Annotated in this window: 18 protein-coding genes and 1 riboswitch; of the genes, 11 read left to right on the top strand and 7 right to left on the bottom strand. The window is 71.4% G+C overall.

The features are described 5' to 3' along the window. The first annotated feature begins 241 nt into the window (after window positions 1-241). Entirely contained in the window at window positions 242-736 is a 495-nt protein-coding gene (gene bldD / locus BLR04_RS30850; RefSeq protein WP_026214021.1) for a transcriptional regulator BldD, read from the top strand. A gap of 2,078 nt (window positions 737-2,814) precedes the next feature. Next, complete coding sequence (locus tag BLR04_RS30845) at window positions 2,815-3,138, top strand: SAV_6107 family HEPN domain-containing protein (protein ID WP_245740732.1); 324 nt, start codon at window positions 2,815-2,817, stop codon at window positions 3,136-3,138. Window positions 3,139-3,888: 750 nt separating this feature from the next. Here BLR04_RS30845 and BLR04_RS30840 read toward each other — a convergent pair. Together BLR04_RS30840 and BLR04_RS30835 are read right to left on the bottom strand one after the other, a co-directional pair. Next, complete coding sequence (locus BLR04_RS30840) at window positions 3,889-4,083, bottom strand: ferredoxin (protein WP_425413462.1); 195 nt, start codon at window positions 4,081-4,083, stop codon at window positions 3,889-3,891. A gap of 3 nt (window positions 4,084-4,086) precedes the next feature. After that, complete coding sequence (locus tag BLR04_RS30835; RefSeq protein ID WP_090771895.1) at window positions 4,087-5,277, bottom strand: cytochrome P450; 1,191 nt, start codon at window positions 5,275-5,277, stop codon at window positions 4,087-4,089. A 95-nt stretch (window positions 5,278-5,372) separates the two neighbouring features. On the opposite strand from BLR04_RS30835, the gene BLR04_RS30830 reads away from it, so the two are divergent. Next, window positions 5,373-6,011 (top strand): TetR/AcrR family transcriptional regulator, encoded by a 639-nt coding sequence (locus BLR04_RS30830; RefSeq protein ID WP_090771970.1) that lies wholly within the window; start codon window positions 5,373-5,375, stop codon window positions 6,009-6,011. A gap of 83 nt (window positions 6,012-6,094) precedes the next feature. Beyond that, on the top strand, window positions 6,095-6,628 hold the full coding sequence (locus BLR04_RS30825; protein WP_090771893.1) for a hypothetical protein: 534 nt from the start codon (window positions 6,095-6,097) through the stop codon (window positions 6,626-6,628). Window positions 6,629-6,649: 21 nt separating this feature from the next. Here BLR04_RS30825 and BLR04_RS30820 read toward each other — a convergent pair whose 3' ends face one another. Continuing rightward, window positions 6,650-7,537 carry a L,D-transpeptidase family protein gene (locus tag BLR04_RS30820; protein WP_245740731.1) on the bottom strand — a complete coding sequence of 296 codons (888 nt, stop codon included), beginning with the start codon at window positions 7,535-7,537 and terminating at the stop codon, window positions 6,650-6,652. A 96-nt stretch (window positions 7,538-7,633) separates the two neighbouring features. On the opposite strand from BLR04_RS30820, the gene BLR04_RS30815 reads away from it, so the two are divergent. Both BLR04_RS30815 and BLR04_RS30810 read left to right on the top strand, forming a co-directional pair. After that, on the top strand, window positions 7,634-8,110 hold the full coding sequence (locus BLR04_RS30815; protein ID WP_090771889.1) for a YbaK/EbsC family protein: 477 nt from the start codon (window positions 7,634-7,636) through the stop codon (window positions 8,108-8,110). 10 nt (window positions 8,111-8,120) lie between these two features. Then, window positions 8,121-8,678: a GNAT family N-acetyltransferase gene (locus tag BLR04_RS30810; protein ID WP_090771968.1), complete on the top strand. Its 558-nt coding sequence runs from the start codon at window positions 8,121-8,123 to the stop codon at window positions 8,676-8,678. 870 nt (window positions 8,679-9,548) lie between these two features. Here the strand turns inward: BLR04_RS30810 and metF are convergent. Then, window positions 9,549-10,469 (bottom strand): methylenetetrahydrofolate reductase [NAD(P)H], encoded by a 921-nt coding sequence (metF, locus tag BLR04_RS30805; RefSeq protein ID WP_090771887.1) that lies wholly within the window; start codon window positions 10,467-10,469, stop codon window positions 9,549-9,551. 93 nt (window positions 10,470-10,562) lie between these two features. On the opposite strand from metF, the gene BLR04_RS30800 reads away from it, so the two are divergent. Then, entirely contained in the window at window positions 10,563-11,630 is a 1,068-nt protein-coding gene (locus BLR04_RS30800; RefSeq protein WP_090771885.1) for a polyprenyl synthetase family protein, read from the top strand. 45 nt (window positions 11,631-11,675) lie between these two features. Here the strand turns inward: BLR04_RS30800 and thiE are convergent, their stop codons facing one another. Genes thiE through BLR04_RS30785 form a run of 3 tightly spaced genes read right to left on the bottom strand, consistent with a single transcriptional unit; the run spans window position 11,676 to window position 13,860 of the window. Then, window positions 11,676-12,314, bottom strand: a complete 639-nt coding sequence (gene thiE, locus BLR04_RS30795) for a thiamine phosphate synthase (RefSeq protein ID WP_090771883.1) — start codon at window positions 12,312-12,314, stop codon at window positions 11,676-11,678. After that, the gene (locus BLR04_RS30790) at window positions 12,292-12,666 is read right to left on the bottom strand and encodes an Rv2175c family DNA-binding protein (protein WP_090771881.1); all 375 of its coding nucleotides are present in this window, start codon (window positions 12,664-12,666) and stop codon (window positions 12,292-12,294) included. The genes thiE and BLR04_RS30790 overlap by 23 nt, the downstream gene beginning before the upstream one ends. Before the next feature lie 30 nt (window positions 12,667-12,696). Further along, window positions 12,697-13,860 carry an NAD(P)/FAD-dependent oxidoreductase gene (locus BLR04_RS30785; protein WP_090771879.1) on the bottom strand — a complete coding sequence of 388 codons (1,164 nt, stop codon included), beginning with the start codon at window positions 13,858-13,860 and terminating at the stop codon, window positions 12,697-12,699. Between the two features lie 59 nt (window positions 13,861-13,919). Further along, window positions 13,920-14,034, top strand: a riboswitch (TPP riboswitch). Here BLR04_RS30785 and thiO point away from each other — a divergent pair. The 4 genes from thiO (at window position 14,024) to pknB (ending at window position 18,141) form a co-directional block, all read left to right on the top strand. After that, window positions 14,024-15,121, top strand: coding sequence for a glycine oxidase ThiO (gene thiO / locus BLR04_RS30780; RefSeq protein ID WP_090771877.1), 1,098 nt, complete (start codon window positions 14,024-14,026; stop codon window positions 15,119-15,121). (Overlaps the previous riboswitch by 11 nt.) Then, window positions 15,118-15,318, top strand: coding sequence for a sulfur carrier protein ThiS (gene thiS / locus BLR04_RS30775; RefSeq protein ID WP_090771875.1), 201 nt, complete (start codon window positions 15,118-15,120; stop codon window positions 15,316-15,318). Before thiO ends, thiS begins: the two co-directional genes overlap by 4 nt. Continuing rightward, entirely contained in the window at window positions 15,311-16,066 is a 756-nt protein-coding gene (locus BLR04_RS30770; protein ID WP_090771873.1) for a thiazole synthase, read from the top strand. The genes thiS and BLR04_RS30770 overlap by 8 nt, the downstream gene beginning before the upstream one ends. Before the next feature lie 134 nt (window positions 16,067-16,200). Then, window positions 16,201-18,141 carry a Stk1 family PASTA domain-containing Ser/Thr kinase gene (gene pknB / locus BLR04_RS30765; protein WP_090771871.1) on the top strand — a complete coding sequence of 647 codons (1,941 nt, stop codon included), beginning with the start codon at window positions 16,201-16,203 and terminating at the stop codon, window positions 18,139-18,141. Window position 18,142: the final 1 nt, after the last annotated feature.

Genomic DNA, 18,142 nt, shown 5'->3' with positions numbered 1-18,142 from the left:
CGTTCCACGCGTTCTACGCCGGACCGGATTCGGCATCTTTTTTCCAATCAGCTTGACCTCAGGCGCCCACCCCTTTACCGTCACTGTGCGTAACCACTCCGCGTGGCGATCTGGGGTAAACCCAGGGCCATGGCTACCGATGGTGCCTAACCCGGCACCAGACCCCCCGGTGGCTCGGGCATTCGCCACAAGGGAGCACAATCTACTGAGAGCGATACATACGAGAGCCGGGGGCCACACGATGCCGTCTGAATACGCAAAGTCGCTGGGTGCGAGACTCCGCGCCATCCGCACCCAGCAGGGTCTGTCCCTGCACGGAGTCGAAGAGAAGTCGCGTGGCAGGTGGAAGGCCGTTGTCGTGGGCTCGTACGAGCGCGGCGACCGTGCCGTGACCGTGCAGAAGCTTGCCGAACTTGCCGACTTCTACGGAGTGCCCGTTTCCGAGCTGCTGCCGGGCGGCGCCGCCCCCAGCCCGCTCGGGCCGACACCCAAACTTGTGATCGACCTGGAGCGGCTGGCGACCCTGCCGAAGGAGAAGGCCGGAGCCCTTGCCCGGTACGCCGCCACCATCCAGAGCCAGCGTGGCGACTACAACGGCAAGGTGCTGTCGATCCGCCAGGAAGACCTGCGCTCCCTTGCGGTGATCTATGACAAGTCGCCCAGTGAGCTGACCGAGGAGCTGATCAGCTGGGGCGTGCTCGACGCCGAGGCCCGCCGGGCCGTCGAGTCGTTCTAGTTCTGCCGCAGATCTCGAACGCCACCCCACGGCTCTGTTGACACCGCCCCGAGGCTCGACCCCGACCCAAGGCTCACCAGCCCCACCCTCCGGACCCGAGCCCCGGGGCCCCAACCCACAACCGCACCTCAGCACCTCTGAGGCCATGACCCAGGTCTCGGCCCCACAACCCTGAACCTGGCGCAAGTTCCGGGCATCTCAGGACGTACTCGCCGCGCTGCCGGTCGGTAATCGACCTGCGGGCGATCGTGAAGCACCACGGCCCTGGTCCCCGACATGGTCTCGGCGTCGGGCCGCAGACATGCCCCGCGCTGCTCGGCATGACATCGAATGCCCGGACATGCCCGGCCCGGCGACCCCGCACCCCACGCAAGTCACGACCTCGGACACCGGCGACGGCCCACGCGAACCACGACTTCGGACATTCAGCACAGCGTCCAAGCAGGCCGAACCTCGGACACGAGCCGCGGCCTACGCGAGCCACGATCTCGGGCACCAGCCACGTCCCCGGGCACAAGCCGTTGACGCGCTCATGAGCACGACCCCGGACACAAGCCGTTGACCTGCCTATGAGCCACGACGTCGGGCAGGCGTCGGCACGCGCACAAGCCCACCGCTTCAGGCGCGAGCTTCGTCGGCGACGTCTTCGGCGCCCCCGCTCGCCATAGAGGCCCTGCTCGCGTTCTTCGCGGCTTCGGCATGAGCCCGAGAGCCGAGCCGGCCGAAATGCTCCGACCCGAGCTTGATGGCTCCCCACACCACCCGAACAGCCCGCTCTCAAGCGCCCGACACCTCGGCCCCTGGCTAGACATATGGGCCCAAGGCTCGGCACTGACCCGCGGCTCGGCAGAAGTCGGACACGGCCGCTCAGCCGACCCGCGCTCGGCCCGTCGACCAGTACGAGGCTGAAGGCTGCAAGGAAACGCCCGAGTCACCAGGCCAACTCGAACTCGCCGGTCGAACCCGGAGCCTGCGTCAGTACGCGCACTTCACCAGCACCGTCACGCCATCAGCCGAAGACCCGGCCACGCTCTAGCGGCCTGCCGTCCATCCGGCCGCGTTCAAGCGACCCGCCGTCACCCGCCCACGCTCAAGCAGCCTGCCATCTACCCAGCCACGTTCAAGCGGCCTGCATCTACCCGGCCGCGTTCGAGCAGCCTCAGCAACCCATCGCCGTCCTCGCCGACCGGCCCCGCCGCCACGCCAACGAGGGGCGACCGTCGCAGTGGTTCCCGGAACGCGATCCGTCGCAGCGGCGTCCGGACCGGGAGCTGGCCCAGTGGCGTTTCGCCGCTTGCGACCCGGACGGCAGGGAGGTGGTGCCGCATCACGCGCTCTCCCCCTGCTACGTCCGCTGGGCTTCGTCGGTCGAAGCGCCTTCGGGCGGGTCCAGGCTCCGACTGCCCGGCGGCGCCCTGATGCGAACCGGACACCACGGAGGCGGTGGCGCACCCCACGATCCCTGCCGGCGCCGTCGGCCGGGCGTCGTCAGCGGGGAGTCAGGCGGGCGCGGTCAGCTGTGCCCGGCCGGCTGAGGCTCCGTGAATCCGGCACCCTCGGCCGAGGCACGTCAGCGGGATGCCAGGAGCGGGCGTGACGTTGTCCGTCGCGTCCCTGGTCGTTCATGGTCATCGAACCCGTGTTCGTGAAATGGTTGACACGGCAGCCTGCTCGAAATTATGTTCGACCTGTGACGGTGAGGCTCGCGGCTCAGCGTCACGAGGACCTGGTCGTGGGCCGTTCGCTTCCCCCAAGTGACGCCCGCGGCCGGGCTCCACGGGCGAAGGGCACGTCCTCGTCGTCGGCGGAGACGAAAGGGCGTGTCCTGGCCGGACGGGGAGAGGGGAAGCTCCTCGTCCGGCCTGCCCGGCGGAAATGTCGGTGGCGTCTGCGATTGTTGACTCCATCGGCGCAGACGCCGGACAGCCGCCCACGCATCCAAGGAGGCGCGCAACATGGCACCACGGCCTAGAGACACGCCCGGGCCCCGGCTGTCGCCGGCGGTTCGGGCACATCTGACTGATTCACGCTCCTGCCTGGCGGAGGCTGCCGGCGCACGCACCCCGGCGTCCCGCTTCGTGGCCGCCCATCTGGCCGCGTTGAGAGCGGCGGCGGCGCTCCTGGCCGCGCGTCCCCGCCCCATGGAGGGGCGCCGGCGGCGGCTGCGCAGCGCATGGGAACTGCTCCCCGAGGCCGAGCCCGCGCTGGCCGAGTGGGCCGCCTACTTCTCGACGACGGCCGACAAGCGTGCCGCCGCCGAGGCCGGCATGGTGCGCCGCGTCAGCGCGTCCGACGCCGAGGAGATCCTGGCCGAGGCGGAGACGTTCGTGACGCTCGTCGAAGACCTCCTGGGCATCGCTTCGCAGCCCCAGCTCCCGGTGGACGTCCCGCTCGCGGGCTGACCACCTGGAGCGACCGAACCCGTCGGCCGGCCGTACGGCTGACCCCGCCGGGGCGCCGTGCGGCTGACCCCAGCTACGCCAGCGGGGACACCCGGCGTGGGCCCGCAGACGGCCCAAGGCGCCGTACGACCGGGCCAAGGCGCCGTACGAGCGGGCCAAGGCGCCGTACGAGCGGGCCAAGGCGCCGTACGAGCGGGCCAAGGCGCCGTACGAGCGGGCCAAGGCGCCGTACGAGCGGGTCAAGGCTTGAGGCAGCAACGCCTCGGTCCTGTGGCCTGGAAGCCGCCGCGATCCTGTCGCGTCGGCGGCGAGCTGCGTCTGAGAGCGGGAGCGGTAACCAAGCGGCACCGCGCCTGGCAATCGGGGCAGCCCTCGGGTCGTCCCCTTGGATCGTCCCCTCGGGTTGTCCTGCCACGCCGGCTGAGCACGGGGAGAGCGTCCCTCGCAGCAGGCCCTTCTTGCGGCCCCTGGAGCCGGCCAAGTCACTCGCAAGTGGACGGGCCGCCAGGAGCGTGCCCCCAAGGAGCGATGATCGCAGCGTCACATGGCTGCTGCCCCGGTCCGGTGCGGATCATCGCGCGGTCCGGCGTTCCTCAGGGCGCGACAAGGCACGCGTCCCGCGGTATCCCCGTCGATGGCCGTCCGGCCGGCAAACTGCACAGCGCCCGTTACGTGCTCATGCTCATCCCCGTGGGCAATCCGACTGCTGCCCAGAGCGGAGCGGTCCGGCTGCTCGCGCTCCGGGCCGGGTCACTCGACCGACAGCGCCCCGGACGGGCACAGGGTCACGGCGCGGCGTACGGCCTCCTCCTGGCCCTCGGGCGGCGACTCCTGGAGGAGCACCACCGTGCCGTCCTCATCGCTCTGGTCGAACACATCCGGCGCCGTCAGCACGCACATGCCCGCGCCGATGCACACCGACGTATCTGCCTTGATCTTCATCATGACCTACCAGGTGACAGGGAGGCGGTGCACTCCGTAGATGCTCATGTCGGAGCGCATCGGCACCTCTTCCGGTGATACGGCCAAGCGTAGGCCAGGCAGGCGGCGCAGCAGCGCCGGGTAGGCGATGCGCATCTCCGCGCGTGCCAGCTGCTGACCGAGGCACTGGTGGATGCCGTGGCCGAAGGACAGGTGACCGCCGGCGGGCCTCGTGACGTCGAGCCGGTCGCCGTCCGGGAAGCGCTCGGGGTCGCGGTTGGCGACGGGCAGATGCATGGCGACCGTCTCCCCCGCCTTGATGAGCGCGCCCTCGATCTCGACGTCCTCCAGCGCGGTGCGCAGCGGGCCGAGGTGGATGATCGTGAGGTAGCGCAGGAGCTCCTCGACGCCGTTCTCCGCCACCGACGGGTCGTCGCGCATGGCGGCGAGCTGGTCGGGGTTGGTGAGCAGCGCGTACGTCCCGAGCCCCAGCATGTTGGCGGTCGTCTCGTGCCCGGCCACCAGCAGCAGGAAGCTGACCCCGATGAGCTCCTCGTCGTCGAGTTCCCCGCCCTCGATGAGGCCGCTGAGCAGGTCGTCCGACGGCGTCTCGCGCTTGTGCTGGATGAGCCCGTGCAGGTAGGCGGAGATCCTGCCGATCGCGGCCAGCGCTTCGTCGGCGCCGGTCTCGAGGTTGAACAAGATCTGGCTGTCGACCTGGAACTGCGCGCGGTCCTCGTACGGGACACCGAGCAGCTCGCAGATGACCAGCGACGGGATCGGCAGCGCGAACGCCTCCACGAGGTCGAGGGGCCCTCCGGCGGCCTCCATCTCGTCGAGGCAGGCCGCGGTGATCTCGGCGATCCGCGGTTCCAGCATCTTGATGCGGCGGACGGTGAACTGCCCGGTCAGCAGCTTGCGGTAGCGGGTGTGGTCGGGCGGGTCCATGCGCAGGAAGAAGCCGCGCGTCACCGGGGGGACTCCGCGCCTGGCGATCTCCAGCCGGCTCGGCACGATCGGATGCATCGTCTCCGGCCTGTTCGAGAAGTGCGGGCTGGCCAGCACCGCGCGGGCGGTCGAGTAGCCCGTCACCAGCCAGCCGAGGTGGCCGTCGGCGAACGTCATGCGGTGTATCGGGCCCTCTTCCTGCAGCCGGAGGACCTCCTCGGGCGGGTCGAGCGGCTGCCGGCGCAGGGTAGGCATGCTCACGTGTGACATGTTCTGCTCCTTTCCTTCACCCTTCCCAGGAAACCTCAACGAGTGCAAAAATTCAATGGGTGCATAAAGGTGACCATGTGCAGTACAGTTCCGGCATGGTGGGACTGCGAGAGCGCAAGAAGCAGCGCACGCGCCGGGCGTTGATCGAGGCGGCCCTCCGGTCGTTCGACGAGAAGGGCTTCGAGGCGACGACGCTCGCCGAGATCGCGGCGGCGGCCGACATCTCGACACGGACGTTCTTCAGCTACTTCGCCAGCAAGGAGGACATCGTCTTCCACGACGCGGAGGAGCGCCACGAGATGGCCGTCGCCATCCTCGCGGACCGACAGCCCGACGACACGGTGACCGGGATGTTGTTGCGGGTCATCGACGCCGGCCTGAGATGGGCGACCTCCGAGGAGCGCGGCACCGTCGAGGACGCCCGGCTGCGGCTGCGCCTCGTCATGACAGAACCGGCGCTGCAGGCACGGGCGCTGCGGATGCTGCTCGGCAACCAGCTCAGGCTGGCCAGGGCCCTGCACGAGGCGTTCCCCGAGCGGGTGACGCCGATAGAGGCGGCGGCCGCGTGCGGAGCGATCATCGGCGCGATACAGCTGGCGGTCGTGGCGGGCGCGGAGGAGGACCGTTCGCTGGAGGCGATCTACCACACCGGTCTTCACGCCGCCGAGGTCGTCGTGGCCGGGCTGCGCGCTCTGGACGAAGCGGAGTCCGCGGCCGGTTCCGCCCTGGGCTGATCGCGCCCGCGGGCGGCTTCCCGCCTCGGCGGCCATGACACCATCGGTGTGGTCCATCGCAGCCGAGCGGAGAGGCGGATCACATGGCGGGAAACGGTCGCGGCCGCCTGGCCGGGCTCGTCCTGCTGGCCCTCGGGCCGGTCCTGGTGACGGTGTACGCGGGCCTCGGGCTGCTGGCCGTCCGAGGGGCGGCCGCGGCGCAGATCGCCGACCCCGCGTGGGCGGGCGGCCGGATCAGCCCCGGCGGGCTGACGTCTCTGGGCGTGGACGCCTGGCGGATGACGTGGTGGACCGCCCTGCTCGTCGGCGTGGTCGCGCTGGCCTACACGGTGATCGGCCTGCTGCTGCGCCGCCCCTTACGCCGCGGGCGCGCGTTCCTGCTGGTGCTCTCGGGCTTTCTGATCTTCCCGTACGTGCTCGGCTGCGTGGTCGCGCTGGTCAATCCGGCGAAACTGCTGGCAGGGCTCTACGGCGCGTCCGGCTTCGTGAGCGGCCTGCCGTCCTGGCAACCCGCCGCCGCCTTTCTCCTGCTGGGCGCGGGGGCGGTCCAGAGCGTGGGCCTGGTGGTCGCCGCCGCCCAGGGCAGACGGGCGTCCGCGGCCCGGCCGCCGGCCTGAGAAGCGGTTGTGTTCCGACAGCTAGGCGCGCCGGAACTTGCCCCTGACGTGCACCGGCACGCCCTTGCCCAGCTTGCCGGGCAGTTCCCTGGCGACGTTCATCGGCAGGCGGACGCAGCCGTGCGAGGCCGGGTACAGCGGCACCGACAGGGCTCCGTGGAGGGCGATGCCGCCGTTGAAGAAGATCGGGTTGTACAGCTCGCCCAGGTACGAGCGGTGCCAGCCGCTCACCCGCCACGTGGTGCGGTAGTTGCCGGTGGGGGTGGTGGCCGAGCCGCAGAACCGCTGCCTGCGGCCCTGCCAGGTGGCGGTCTCGCAGTACGGCACCCCGCTGCCGGACGAGATATGGGAGATGAGCTCGACCTCGCCGCGGACGTACAGGACCATGATCTGCCGGGTGAGGTCGATCTCGACCCGGGTGGCCCGCCCGTGGGGCGCGAGGACGCGCGGCGCCTTCGGCGCCTCCAGGGCCTGCCACGTGCGGCGGGCGACGGTGCTGGTGGGCCTGATGCCGTTGACCTTCTGGAACGCCCAGACGGCGGCGAGCGTGGTGGAGCCGTACTGGCCGTCGATCCTGCCCGGGCGGTAGCCCAGGTCGGCGAGCCGCCGCTGCAACCAGGTGACGGCCTTGCCCTTGGCGCCGAGTCGTAAGGTCTGGCGCGGCGCCGTGACGGGCTCGGCGGCGGGCATGACGGCAGGCGCGGTGACGTGGCGTGCGGTGCCTGGGAGGGACGGCCAGGAAAGGGATGGCGCGGCCGGGGCTGCCGCGGCGAGGGATGTCGCGGCGGCGAGGCGCATGGGGGCCGGTGACTGGTCGGGGCTTCGTTCGGCGTGCGCAGCGCCAACCGGGACCGCGACAGCGGCCGCCGTCAGGAGCGCGGCCATCCGGGGCAGACGTCGAGCCCACATGTGTACCACCATCCCAGACGTAAAGAAGAGATCACCCTAGTTTGTCTTATCAGCCATGAACGGTGAATCCTTCACCAATCCCTTTAGAGTGTCCCCATGTCTCAGAAGTTGCCGGAGAACGCCGTCGTCGTGGAGAACGCGCTGCGCGAACGCGGCGCCCGCGGCGAGATCGTGGTCCTGCCGGAGAAGGCGCCCACGGCCGCGGCCGCGGCGGCCCAGCTCGGCTGCGAGGTCGGGGCCATCGCCAACAGCCTGATCTTCGACGCCGACGGCGCTCCCCTGCTCGTGCTGACCAGCGGCGCGCACCGCGTCGACGTCGAGCTGATCGCCCGTACGGTGGGCGTCCAGCAGGTGCGCAGGGCCACGCCGGAGTTCGTCCGCGCGGCCACGGGGCAGCCGATCGGCGGCGTCGCCCCGGTCGGACACCCGGCACCCGTCCGCACCTTGGTCGACACCTGGCTGGGCAAGCACGAGGTGGTGTGGGCGGCGGGCGGGCATCCGTCGACCGTGTTCCCGACGTCGTTCGACGAGCTCGTACGCATCACCGGGGGAACGCCGGCGGACGTCGAGTAGCGTGCGACAGGTGATCGAGTTTCGCGGCGCAGGCCCGGCGGAGTTCGCCGATCGGCTGGAAGCGGTGATCGGCATTTACGCGGCGGCGATGCGCCCGCCCACGGACCAGATCGCCGGCCGGATGAGCATTATGCGCACGCATGGGACGTATCCCTATTTTCAGTGCTATTTCGCAGAATTGCGTCATTCATCCTCTGAGCCGGACATTGTCGGGTTCGCGTACGGCTTCCGGGGTGAGCCAGGCCAGTGGTGGCACGACGTGGTCCATCGCGGGCTGGCCGACAAGATGGGCGGGGAGGCCGCCGACGCCTGGATGGGCCACGCGTTCGAGCTGGCCGAGATCCACGTGCACCCCGACCACCAGGGCAAGGGCATCGGCCGGGCGATGATCCGCACGCTGTGCGCCGGACGCCGCGAGCGCTCGGCCGTGCTCTCGACACACGACCGTCCGACGGCGGCCCGGCACCTCTACGCCGACATGGGCTTCACCGACCTGCTGCCGAGGTTCGTCTTCCCTGGCGGACGCGAGGAGTACGTCATCGCAGGCCGCCCGCTCCCGCTGCCTTGAGCCTTCCGTGACGAACATCTGACCAGCCGGTTTATCGGGCACGGGCGTAGGGCACACTCCATGACAGTCAGTGACCGCCCCTTTACCGAGAGGCTACGCCCCCGGCTCGTCACCCGCCCGATCCCCCTGCGGGCGGGTGGCGGGTCTCCCCCATGCCACACACCGGACGCGGTCCAAAACGCCGGAACACCGCACCCCAGACACCCGACCGCTCCCCCTGCATCACCACAAAACCCGGTCGAGACGCAGGAAGCACCCCCACGGAAGACCGACCTCCCCCGGCCTGCACTCGCACAGAGGCGCGCTCGAAACGCTGAAAAACCTCACGCGACGCGCTCGACCGCCCACGACCTCAACTGCACCGGCAAGGAGCCTGCGCCTGTCGCCGCGGGCCGCCCTGCGCGCCCGGCCGGCTTTCCTGCTTGCCCACGTGGTCGGAGCGGCCACATCCAGCTACGGCACGCGCTCGTCACCCAGGCCGTCGCGCTCCAGCCAACGCCGGGTTCCTCACAGCAGCCCTAGTCACCGCCGTCGCCATCACGCCTACGGACGCCAAGTCCCGCCCCACCAACAGGCGTGACCGGCGCCTCCCCACGGGCATGCCCGGGGGCGCGCTGCTCGGCGAGGTGTCGGGCCGGCGGTCGGCGTTCTGGGCGGTGGGGGTCACGCCGGTCACCGCTGCGGCACGGTCGAGACGCTGAAAGACCTCACTCAAGGCACCCGACCGCTCCCGCCTCGGCCACGCCGGCAGAGAAGGGCGGTCGGGGCGTTGGAAACCGCACGAGAGGCGCTCGACCGGTCTCCCGAGCTACAAAGGCGGTCAAGACGCTCGGACATCGCAGTGGGAGGTGCCGGGTCGGTCTTTGCCGGCTACACCGGCAGGGACACGCGGTCGAGGCGTTGGAAGACCTCGCGGGAGGCGCTTGAGCGGTTGAAGGTGATGAAGTGGATGCCTGGTGCGCCCTCGTCGAGCAGGCGCTGGCACATCTCGACGCCGTGGTCGATGCCGAGCCTGCGCACCGCCGCCGGGTCGTGCCGGACCCCTTCGAACCGGGCCGCCACGTCGGGCGGGAACGGCGCCCCCGACAGCTGCTCCGACCGCGCGATCGTGCTCATCTGCGTCACCGGCATGATGCACGGGATGATCGGCGTGTCACAGCCCCTGGCCGCCACCCGGTCGCGCAGCCGCAGATAGTCGTCGGCCTGGAAGAACATCTGCGTGATCGCGTAGTCGGCCCCCGCCTCGCACTTGCGGACGAAGTACTCGGTGTCGGCCTCGATGGACGGCGAGCGCGGATGCTTGTAGGGGAAGGCGGCCACGCCGACGCAGAAGTCGCCCGCCTGCCTGATCAGCCGTACGAGCTCTTCGGCGTAGAGCACGCCCTCGGGGTGGGGCACCCACTCGCCCATCGGGTCGCCCGGAGGGTCGCCGCGCACGGCCAAGATGTTGCGAACCCCCGCGTCGGCGAAGCGGCCCACCAGGTGGCGCAGCTCGCGGACGGAGTGGTTGACGGCAGTGAAGTGGGCCACCGGGGTGAGTGTGGTGTCGTGGGCGATCCGCTCGACGATGTCGACCGTGCGGTCGCGGGTGGAGCCGCCCGCGCCGTACGTCACCGAGACGAAGGTCGGCCGCAGCGACTCCAGCTCCCTGATCGCTCGCCACAGCTGCCGCTCGCCCTCGTCGGTCTTCGGCGGGAAGAACTCGAACGAGAACGACCGCCCACCGGCGGCGAGCATCTCGCGGACGGTGGGAACCCGATCGGGCCGGACAGAAGGTCGACCAAGCGCCATGCGCCAAGGTTACAGGTAGGTAGTCACGCCGCGCCGGGCGCCAGGTGGCGGGCGGAGATCCCGTTCCGGCAATCGGGCCATTAGTCTCAATACATGACCAACGACCCCGCCGGCATGGGCGTCCTGCGCACACACGTGGAGCGTGCCCTCGGAGAGTTCGTGGAACGACAACTGCCGTCCGGCGGAGAACCGGAGTTCCGGCCGCTCCGTACGGCGGCCGACAAGCTGCTCGCGGGCGGCAAACGGCTGCGGCCCGCGTTCTGCTACTGGGGCTGGCGCGGCGCCGGGGGCGCCGACGGGCCCGGCATCCTCACCGCCGCCGCCTCACTGGAACTCCTGCAGGCCAGCGCCCTGGTGCACGACGACGTGATGGACAAGAGCGACCTGCGCCGGGGCATGCCGTCCGCGCACCGGCGCTTCGAGACGATGCACGAGAAGGCCGGCTGGCACGGGTCGGCCGGGCAGTTCGGGGAGGGCGCGGCGATCCTGCTGGGCAACCTGCTGCTGCTCTGGTCGGGCGAGATGTGGCGGGGCAGCGACCTGCCCCGCGAGTCGCTGGCGGCGGCCCAGCCGCTCCACGACCACATGCGTACCGAGCTGATGTGCGGCCAGTACCTCGACCTGCTGGAACAGGCGCACGGCGAGAACACGTTCGAGTCGGCCCTCCGGGTGGCGCTCTACAAGAGCGGCAGGTACTCGGTGGAGCAGCCGCTCCGGCTCGGGCTGGTGCTCGCAGGACAACGGCTCGAACCGTGGATGGACGAGCTGTGCACCGGCTACGGCCGCCGGGTGGGGATCGCGTTCCAGCTGCGTGACGACATCCTGGGCGTGTTCGGCGACCCGACGCAGACCGGCAAGCCCGCGGGCGACGACCTGCGCGAGGGCAAGCGCACGATGCTCGTGGCCCGGACGCTGGCGGCGGCCTCCGCCGAGGACGCTGCGACGGTGCGGCGGCTGCTCGGCGACCCCATGCTCGACGAGGACGGTGTCGCGGCGCTGCGGCGGATCATCCACGACACCGGCGCGCTGGGCGAGTGCGAGGAGCTGATCGGCGAGTATCTGGGCGAGGCGCTGGCCGCGCTGGACGCGGCCCCTGTCACGCCGGAGGCGCGTACGGCTCTCCGGGAGCTCGCGGTGGCCGCCACCTCGCGGACCACCTGAGAGGTAGGGGGCGCCCGTCCGGATGGCCGGACGGGCGCCGCTGGATCAGTGGGACGAGAGCCGCTTGGCGAACTCCGCCGCGGCCGCCCCGGGGTCGTCGGCCTCGGTGATGGCCCGGACGACCACCACCCGGCTCGCGCCACGGGACAGGACCTCGTCGAGGTTGTCGAGGTCGATGCCGCCGATCGCGAACCAGGGCCGCGCGGACCCGAGCGACGCCGCGTGGTCGAGCAGCGGCAGGCCCGGGGCCGGGCGGCCGGGCTTGGTCGGCGTGGGCCACGTGGGGCCGCAGCAGAAGTAGTCGACGCCCTCCTCCACGGCCGCGGCGGACGCCTCGGCGGCGGAGTGGGTGGACCGTCCGATGACGATGTCGTCGCCGAGTATCTCTCGCGCGACGGTCAAGGGAAGGTCGTCCTGCCCCAGGTGGAGCACGTCGGGGCGGGCCGCGAAGGCGATGTCGGCCCGGTCGTTGACGGCGAGCAGCTTGCCGTGCCGGTCGCAGGCGTCGCGGAAGACCTCGAGGAGCGCGAGCTCTTCGCGCGCCTCCAGACCCTTCTCCCGCAGCTGGACGATGTCGACACCGCCGGCCAGCACCGCGTCGAGGAAGTCCGCCAGATCGCCGCGGTCGCGGCGGCCGTCGGTGCAGAGGTAGAGGCGGGCGTCAGAAAGCGAGGGCCTGGGCACGACGCTTGACCTCGGTGTGACGTCCGGCCTTGATCGCCTCGATGGGCGAGCCAGGCAGCGACTCGTCGGGGGTGAAGAGCCAGCGCAACGCCTGGATGTCGTCGTAACCGGCGTCCAGGAGCACGGTCAGGGTGCCCGGCAGGCCTTTCATCACCTCTTGCCCCTGGAGGAACACCGCGGGTACCTGAGGCCCGCCGCTGCCCCGGCGCACGCCGAGGAGCTTGTGGTCCTTGAGGAGTTGTTTGGCCCGGCCGATCGAGAGATCGAGGCGCTGGGCCACTTGGGGGAGCGTAAGCCACTCGTCGACGAGGGCATCGGTCTCCCGGTCGATCTGTGCAACAGAAAGCGTCACGGAACCACAACTACCACATGCCGTGCTTGCTCAAACAACACAATCTCGTAGGGATACCTGTGGATCTACCAGGCGTTCCGTGTCCACGTGTTGGCCATCTTGAATGATACGCCGTCCCTGGGCGAGATCGCGCGGCAGGTCGACGGCCAGCACCGCGGCGATGGTGTCGTCGGCGGTCAGCCAGACGGCCGACCACTTCCCGCCGGGCTCGCCGCGGTGCACGAGCCGCTCTCCGGCGGGGTGGTGGCCGGCGTACTGGATCATGTGGCCGAACTGCTCCGACCAGAAGTACGGGACGGGGTCGTACACGGCCTCCTCGCCGAGCAGGGTCGCGGCGGCCACGTCGGGGGCGTTGAGCGCGGTGTCCCAGTGTTCGACCCGCAGCCTGGTGTTCCAGCGCCGCGACCACCACGCCGCGCAGTCGCCCACGGCGACCACGCCTGGCAGGGACGTGCGCAGGTGCTCGTCGGCGACCACGCCGTTGTGCAGGTCGATGTCGGCGTCGGCGAGCCATTCGACCGCCGGGCGCACGCCGATGCCGGTGACGACCGCGTGGGCCTCGACGAATCCGCCGCCCACCAGTTGGACGCCGCCCTCGTCGACGGACTCGACCATGGTGCCGAGGCGCAGGTCGACGTCGTCGTACCAGGACAGGGTGCGGGCACCGAGCGCGGCGCCCACGGCCGTGGCGAGCGGGGCCTCGGCCGCCTCGACGACCGTCACCGCGCAGCCGGCGCGCAGGGCCGCCGTCGCGACCTCCGCGCCGATCCAGCCCGCGCCGATGACGGCGACGCGGGCGCCGGGGACGAGCATCGCCCGCAGTTCGTGGGCGTCGTCGAGGGTGCGCAGGACGTGCTGGGGGCCGTCGCCAGGCAGGCGGATCGGGTCGGCGCCGGTCGCGATGACCAGCCCGTCGTAGCCGAGCTCGCCCTCGGTGGTCTCGACGACACCCTCGCGCAGCGACTTGGCCTCGACGCCTGGCAGGAAGTCGACGCCGAGCGCGGCGAGGTCGGTCTCGATGTAGCTGCTGTCGGCCTTGCCGGACAGCACCGCCTTCGACAGCGGCGGCCGGTCGTAGGGGCGGTGGCGCTCGCGCCCCACGAGAGTGATGCGGCCCGTGTGACCGCGCCCGCGAAGGGCCTCGACCGTACGCACCCCGGCCAGGCCCGCTCCCACCACGACGACATGCTCCACGGGAACGACCTTAACGGGGAGGGTATCCGGCCGTCGCGCCGAGGCCGTAGGCTTGGGGCGGTAAGACGCGCGGGAGTCCGGCCGTACCGGGCTGAGAGGAAGGCTGCACGGGCCTTCGACCGCAAGACACCTGATCCGGATCATGCCGGCGAAGGGAGCGCATGTGGACGTGATCGTGGGTGGCGGGGTCGTCGGGCTGTCGATCGCCTGGCGGCTGGCCCGCGCCGGCCGTCCGGTCACCGTGGTCGACCCGGCGCCCGGCAGGGGCGCCTCCTACGCGGCGGCGGGCATGCTGGCCCCGGTCAGCGAGGTGACCTACACCGAGGTGCCGCTGCTGCGGCTCGGGGTGGCGTCGCTGCGCCGCTGGCCCGGCTTCGCCGCCGAGCTGGCCGACGACGCGGGCCTGGAGCCTGGCGGGCTCGACCTGCGCAGCGACGGCACCCTTGACGTCGCCTTCGGCGCCGACGACATGGCCGTGCTCGACGAGATGGCGGCCTACCTCGACAAGCTCGGGCTGCCCGTCGAGCGGCTGACCGGGCGCGAGTGCCGGCGGCTGGAGCCCATGCTGGCGCCGTCCGTACGGGGTGGTCTGCTGGCGCCGGGCGACGCGTGGGTCGATCCGCGCCGCGTCACGGCGGCGCTGCTGGCCGCCCTGGAGCGGCGCGCCGTCCCCGTGGTGCGCGAGCGCGCGGCCGGCCTGCTGCACGACGGCGACGGCGCGGTCGTCGGCGTACGTCTGGAGACGGGCGGCGAGCTGCGGGCCGAGCGGGTCGTGCTGGCCGCGGGCGCCTGGAGCACCGAGCTGGCCGGCGTGCCGGTGCGCCCGGTGAAGGGCCAGATCATGCGGTTGCGCTCACCCCAGCCGCTGCTCGGCCGATGTGTGCGCGGCGCCGTCCACGGCGCGTCCGTCTACCTCGTCCCCCGGGGAGACGGCGAGCTGGTGGTCGGGGCCACCCAGGAGGAGATGGGGTTCGACACGAGGGTGACCGCCGGGGGCCTGTACGAGCTGCTGCGCGACGCCAGGGAGCTGGTGCCCGGCGTCACCGAGCTGGAGGTCTCCGACGTGGTCGCGGGGTTGCGGCCGGGCACCCCCGACAATCTCCCCCTCATCGGGCCGAGCGGGACGCAGGGGCTCGTGTACGCGACCGGCCACCACCGGGGCGGCGTGCTGCTGGCGCCGCTGACGACGGCCGTCCTGATGGGCGAGGAGAGCGAGCTGGCGGCGCTGTGCGCCCCTGGAAGATTTCGGGATTTTTCATGATTGTTACCATCAACGGGGCCGCGCACGAGGTGGCCGACGGCATCACCGTGGCCCAGGCCGTGCGCACGCTCACCACGGCCACCACCGGTGTGGCCGTGGCCCTGAACGACGAGGTGGTCACGCGCGGCGCCTGGGAGACCACGGAGCTGCGCGAGCGTGACCGCGTGGAGGTGCTGACGGCGGTGCAAGGTGGATGATCTGATCATCGCCGGGGAGAAGTTCTCCTCCCGGCTCATCATGGGCACCGGCGGCGCGCCTTCCCTCGAGGTGCTCGACCAGGCGCTGGTGGCGTCCGGCACCGAGCTGACCACGGTGGCGATGCGGCGGCTCGACCCGGCCTCCCGCGGCTCCGTGCTCGACGTGCTGCGCCGCCGCGGCATCAAGGTGCTGCCCAACACGGCGGGCTGCTTCACCGCGGGCGAGGCCGTGCTGACGGCCCGGCTGGCCCGCGAGGCGCTCGAGACCAACTGGGTCAAGCTCGAGGTCATCGCCGACGAGCGCACCCTGCTGCCCGACCCGATCGAGACGTTCGACGCCGCCGAGCGGCTGGTGGCCGACGGGTTCGTGGTGCTGCCGTACATCGGCGACGACCCGGCGCTGGCCCGGCGGCTCGAGCAGGCAGGCTGCGCGGCCGTGATGCCGCTCGGCGCGCCGATCGGCTCCGGGCTCGGCATCCGCAACCCGCACAACATCGAGTTGATCGTGGAGGCGGCCTCGGTGCCGGTCATCCTCGACGCGGGCATCGGCACGGCCAGCGACGCCGCGCTGGCGATGGAGCTGGGCTGCGACGCCGTGCTCCTCGCCACGGCGGTCACCCGGGCCCAGCGGCCCGACCTCATGGCGACGGCCATGAAGGAGGCCGTGGTGGCGGGCCGCCTGGCGCGGCAGGCGGGCCGCATCCCGCGCCGCCGCTACGCCGAGGCGTCCTCCCCGATGACGCCGTGACAGCAGCGCGCTCCTGTGCCGACGATGCCGCCGTGACAGGAGCGCGCTCCTGAGGCGCTCCTGTGAGCACGGCTCCGCATCGGTTTCGGGTGGTGAGGCCCTGCCAGTGGCAAAACGCCCGTAAACTCGGCGGGGTGGATACGACGACTGCGGACCCCCTGGTCGGGCGGCTACTCGATGGGCGCTACCGCATCGAGAGCCGGATCGCCCAGGGCGGTATGGCGACCGTCTACCTGGCGCTCGACATCCGTCTCGACCGGACCGTCGCGCTCAAGGTCATGCACCGCTCGCTGGCGGCCGACCCGGCGTTCGTCCGGCGGTTCATCGGCGAGGCGAAGTCCGTCGCCAGCCTGTCCCACCCCAACGTGGTGGCCGTCTTCGACCAGGGCACCGACAACGATGTCGTCTACCTGTCGATGGAGTACGTCCCCGGGCGCACGCTGCGCGACATCCTGCGCGAGCGCGGCAGGCTGCCGGCCCGCGAGGCGCTCGAGATCCTGATCCCGGTGCTCGCCGCCCTGGGCGCCGCCCACCAGGCCGGCATGGTGCACCGCGACGTCAAGCCCGAGAACGTCCTCATGACCGACGACGGCCGCGTCAAGGTGGTCGACTTCGGCCTGGCCAGGGCGATCGAGGCGACCAACCAGACCCGTACCGGCATGATGATCGGCACGATCGGCTACATGGCGCCCGAGCAGGTCACCACGGGCGCCGCCGACGTCCGCAGCGATGTCTACGCCGCGGGCATCATGCTGTTCGAGCTGGTGACCGGCCAGCAGCCCTACGACGGCGAGACGCCGATGTCGGTGGCCTACCGGCACGTGCACGACACCGTGCCCGCGCCGTCGTCGCTGGTGCCTGAGGTGCCGCAGCTCGTCGACGTGCTGGTCGGGCACGCCACCGCCCGCGAGCCGCACGACCGTCCCGCCGACGCCACCGCGATGCTGGTGCACGCGGTGGAGGCGCATCGGGTGCTGCCGCGCACGACGACCCCGCCGATGCCCGGCCCGCCGGCCGCCTACGCCATGCCGCGGGCATCCCGTCCCGGCTCGGGAGCCGTCTCTGCGCCGCAGCCCGCTCCTGCCCACACGCTCGTCCAGCCGCGCGCCGAGGCGGCGCCGCAGCGGCGGCGCGGCTTCCGGCCCGGCTGGTTCCTCGGGGCGCTGGCCGCCGTGATGGTGGTGGCGGTCGGGGTGACGGGCTGGTACTTCTCCCGTCCGGAGACGGTCGTCGTGCCCAACCTCGTGGGCAAGAGCATCGCGATGGCCGAGAAGAACCTCGCCGGCCGCGACCTGCGGATGGTCAAGGGCGAGAGCGTCTACAGCGAGCAGGTGGCCGAGGGCGTGGTGATCAGCTCAGAGCCGGCCGCGAACGCCGAGCTGGAGAAGGGGTCCACGGTCACGCTGGTGGTCTCCCTCGGGCCCGAGCGCATCGTGGTGCCCAACGTGGCCAACCTGAACGGCAACGACGCCCGCGCCGCGATCGCCGGCGCCGGCCTCACCGTGGGCTCGGTCAAGCGCCTGCCCAACCAGCAGGTCGAGCGCGACAAGGTCATCCGCACCTCGCCCCAGGTGGGCGAGAAGGTGAAGAAGGGCGCCAAGGTCAACATCTTCGTCAGCGCCGGCCTGGTCATGCCCGACGTGTCCGGCATGCCGAAGGACGAGGCCGCCGCCTACCTCGGCGGCCAGGGCTTCCAGGTGCAGGTCAACGAGGTCGACGACGACGCCGAGCCGTGCACGGTCATCGCGCAGGCGCCCAAGGCCAAGACCGAGGTCAACCCCGGCACTCCGGTCATGGTCACGGTGGCGCGCTGCCAGACGGACTTCTGGCAGTGGTTCCGCGGCGGCGACCGTGACGGCAACGGGCAGGACGACGCGCAGGCCGGTGACAACCAGCAGTTCGCCCTGGTGCCCGGCGTGATCGGCAAGAACGTCGGCGACGCCAAGTCCGAGCTGGAGGCGCTCGGCTTCAAGGTGCGCGTGCAGCGGCTGGGCAACGGCGGCGTGGTGCAGTACCAGCGGCCGCTGCCCAACAGCGAGCGCCCGCCGGGCACGACGGTCTTCCTCTGGCAGTGAC

Origin of the sequence: Nonomuraea maritima (assembly GCF_900100395.1) — a bacterium.
Taxonomy (GTDB): Bacteria; Actinomycetota; Actinomycetes; order Streptosporangiales; family Streptosporangiaceae; genus Nonomuraea; species Nonomuraea maritima.
Note: the sequence above shows the minus strand (reverse complement) of the source record. Positions and strands in the feature narration are given on the sequence as shown.

Coding starts and splice junctions, on each gene's coding strand:
- BLR04_RS30840 (WP_425413462.1), bottom strand. CDS start 4,083: ATGATGAAGATCAAGGCAGATACGTCGGTGTGCATCGGCGCGGGCATG.
- BLR04_RS30800 (WP_090771885.1), top strand. CDS start 10,563: ATGACCAACGACCCCGCCGGCATGGGCGTCCTGCGCACACACGTGGAG.
- BLR04_RS30820 (WP_245740731.1), bottom strand. CDS start 7,537: ATGTGGGCTCGACGTCTGCCCCGGATGGCCGCGCTCCTGACGGCGGCC.
- BLR04_RS30830 (WP_090771970.1), top strand. CDS start 5,373: ATGGTGGGACTGCGAGAGCGCAAGAAGCAGCGCACGCGCCGGGCGTTG.
- BLR04_RS30835 (WP_090771895.1), bottom strand. CDS start 5,277: ATGTCACACGTGAGCATGCCTACCCTGCGCCGGCAGCCGCTCGACCCG.
- BLR04_RS30815 (WP_090771889.1), top strand. CDS start 7,634: ATGTCTCAGAAGTTGCCGGAGAACGCCGTCGTCGTGGAGAACGCGCTG.
- thiS (WP_090771875.1), top strand. CDS start 15,118: ATGATTGTTACCATCAACGGGGCCGCGCACGAGGTGGCCGACGGCATC.
- BLR04_RS30825 (WP_090771893.1), top strand. CDS start 6,095: ATGGCGGGAAACGGTCGCGGCCGCCTGGCCGGGCTCGTCCTGCTGGCC.
- metF (WP_090771887.1), bottom strand. CDS start 10,469: ATGGCGCTTGGTCGACCTTCTGTCCGGCCCGATCGGGTTCCCACCGTC.
- bldD (WP_026214021.1), top strand. CDS start 242: ATGCCGTCTGAATACGCAAAGTCGCTGGGTGCGAGACTCCGCGCCATC.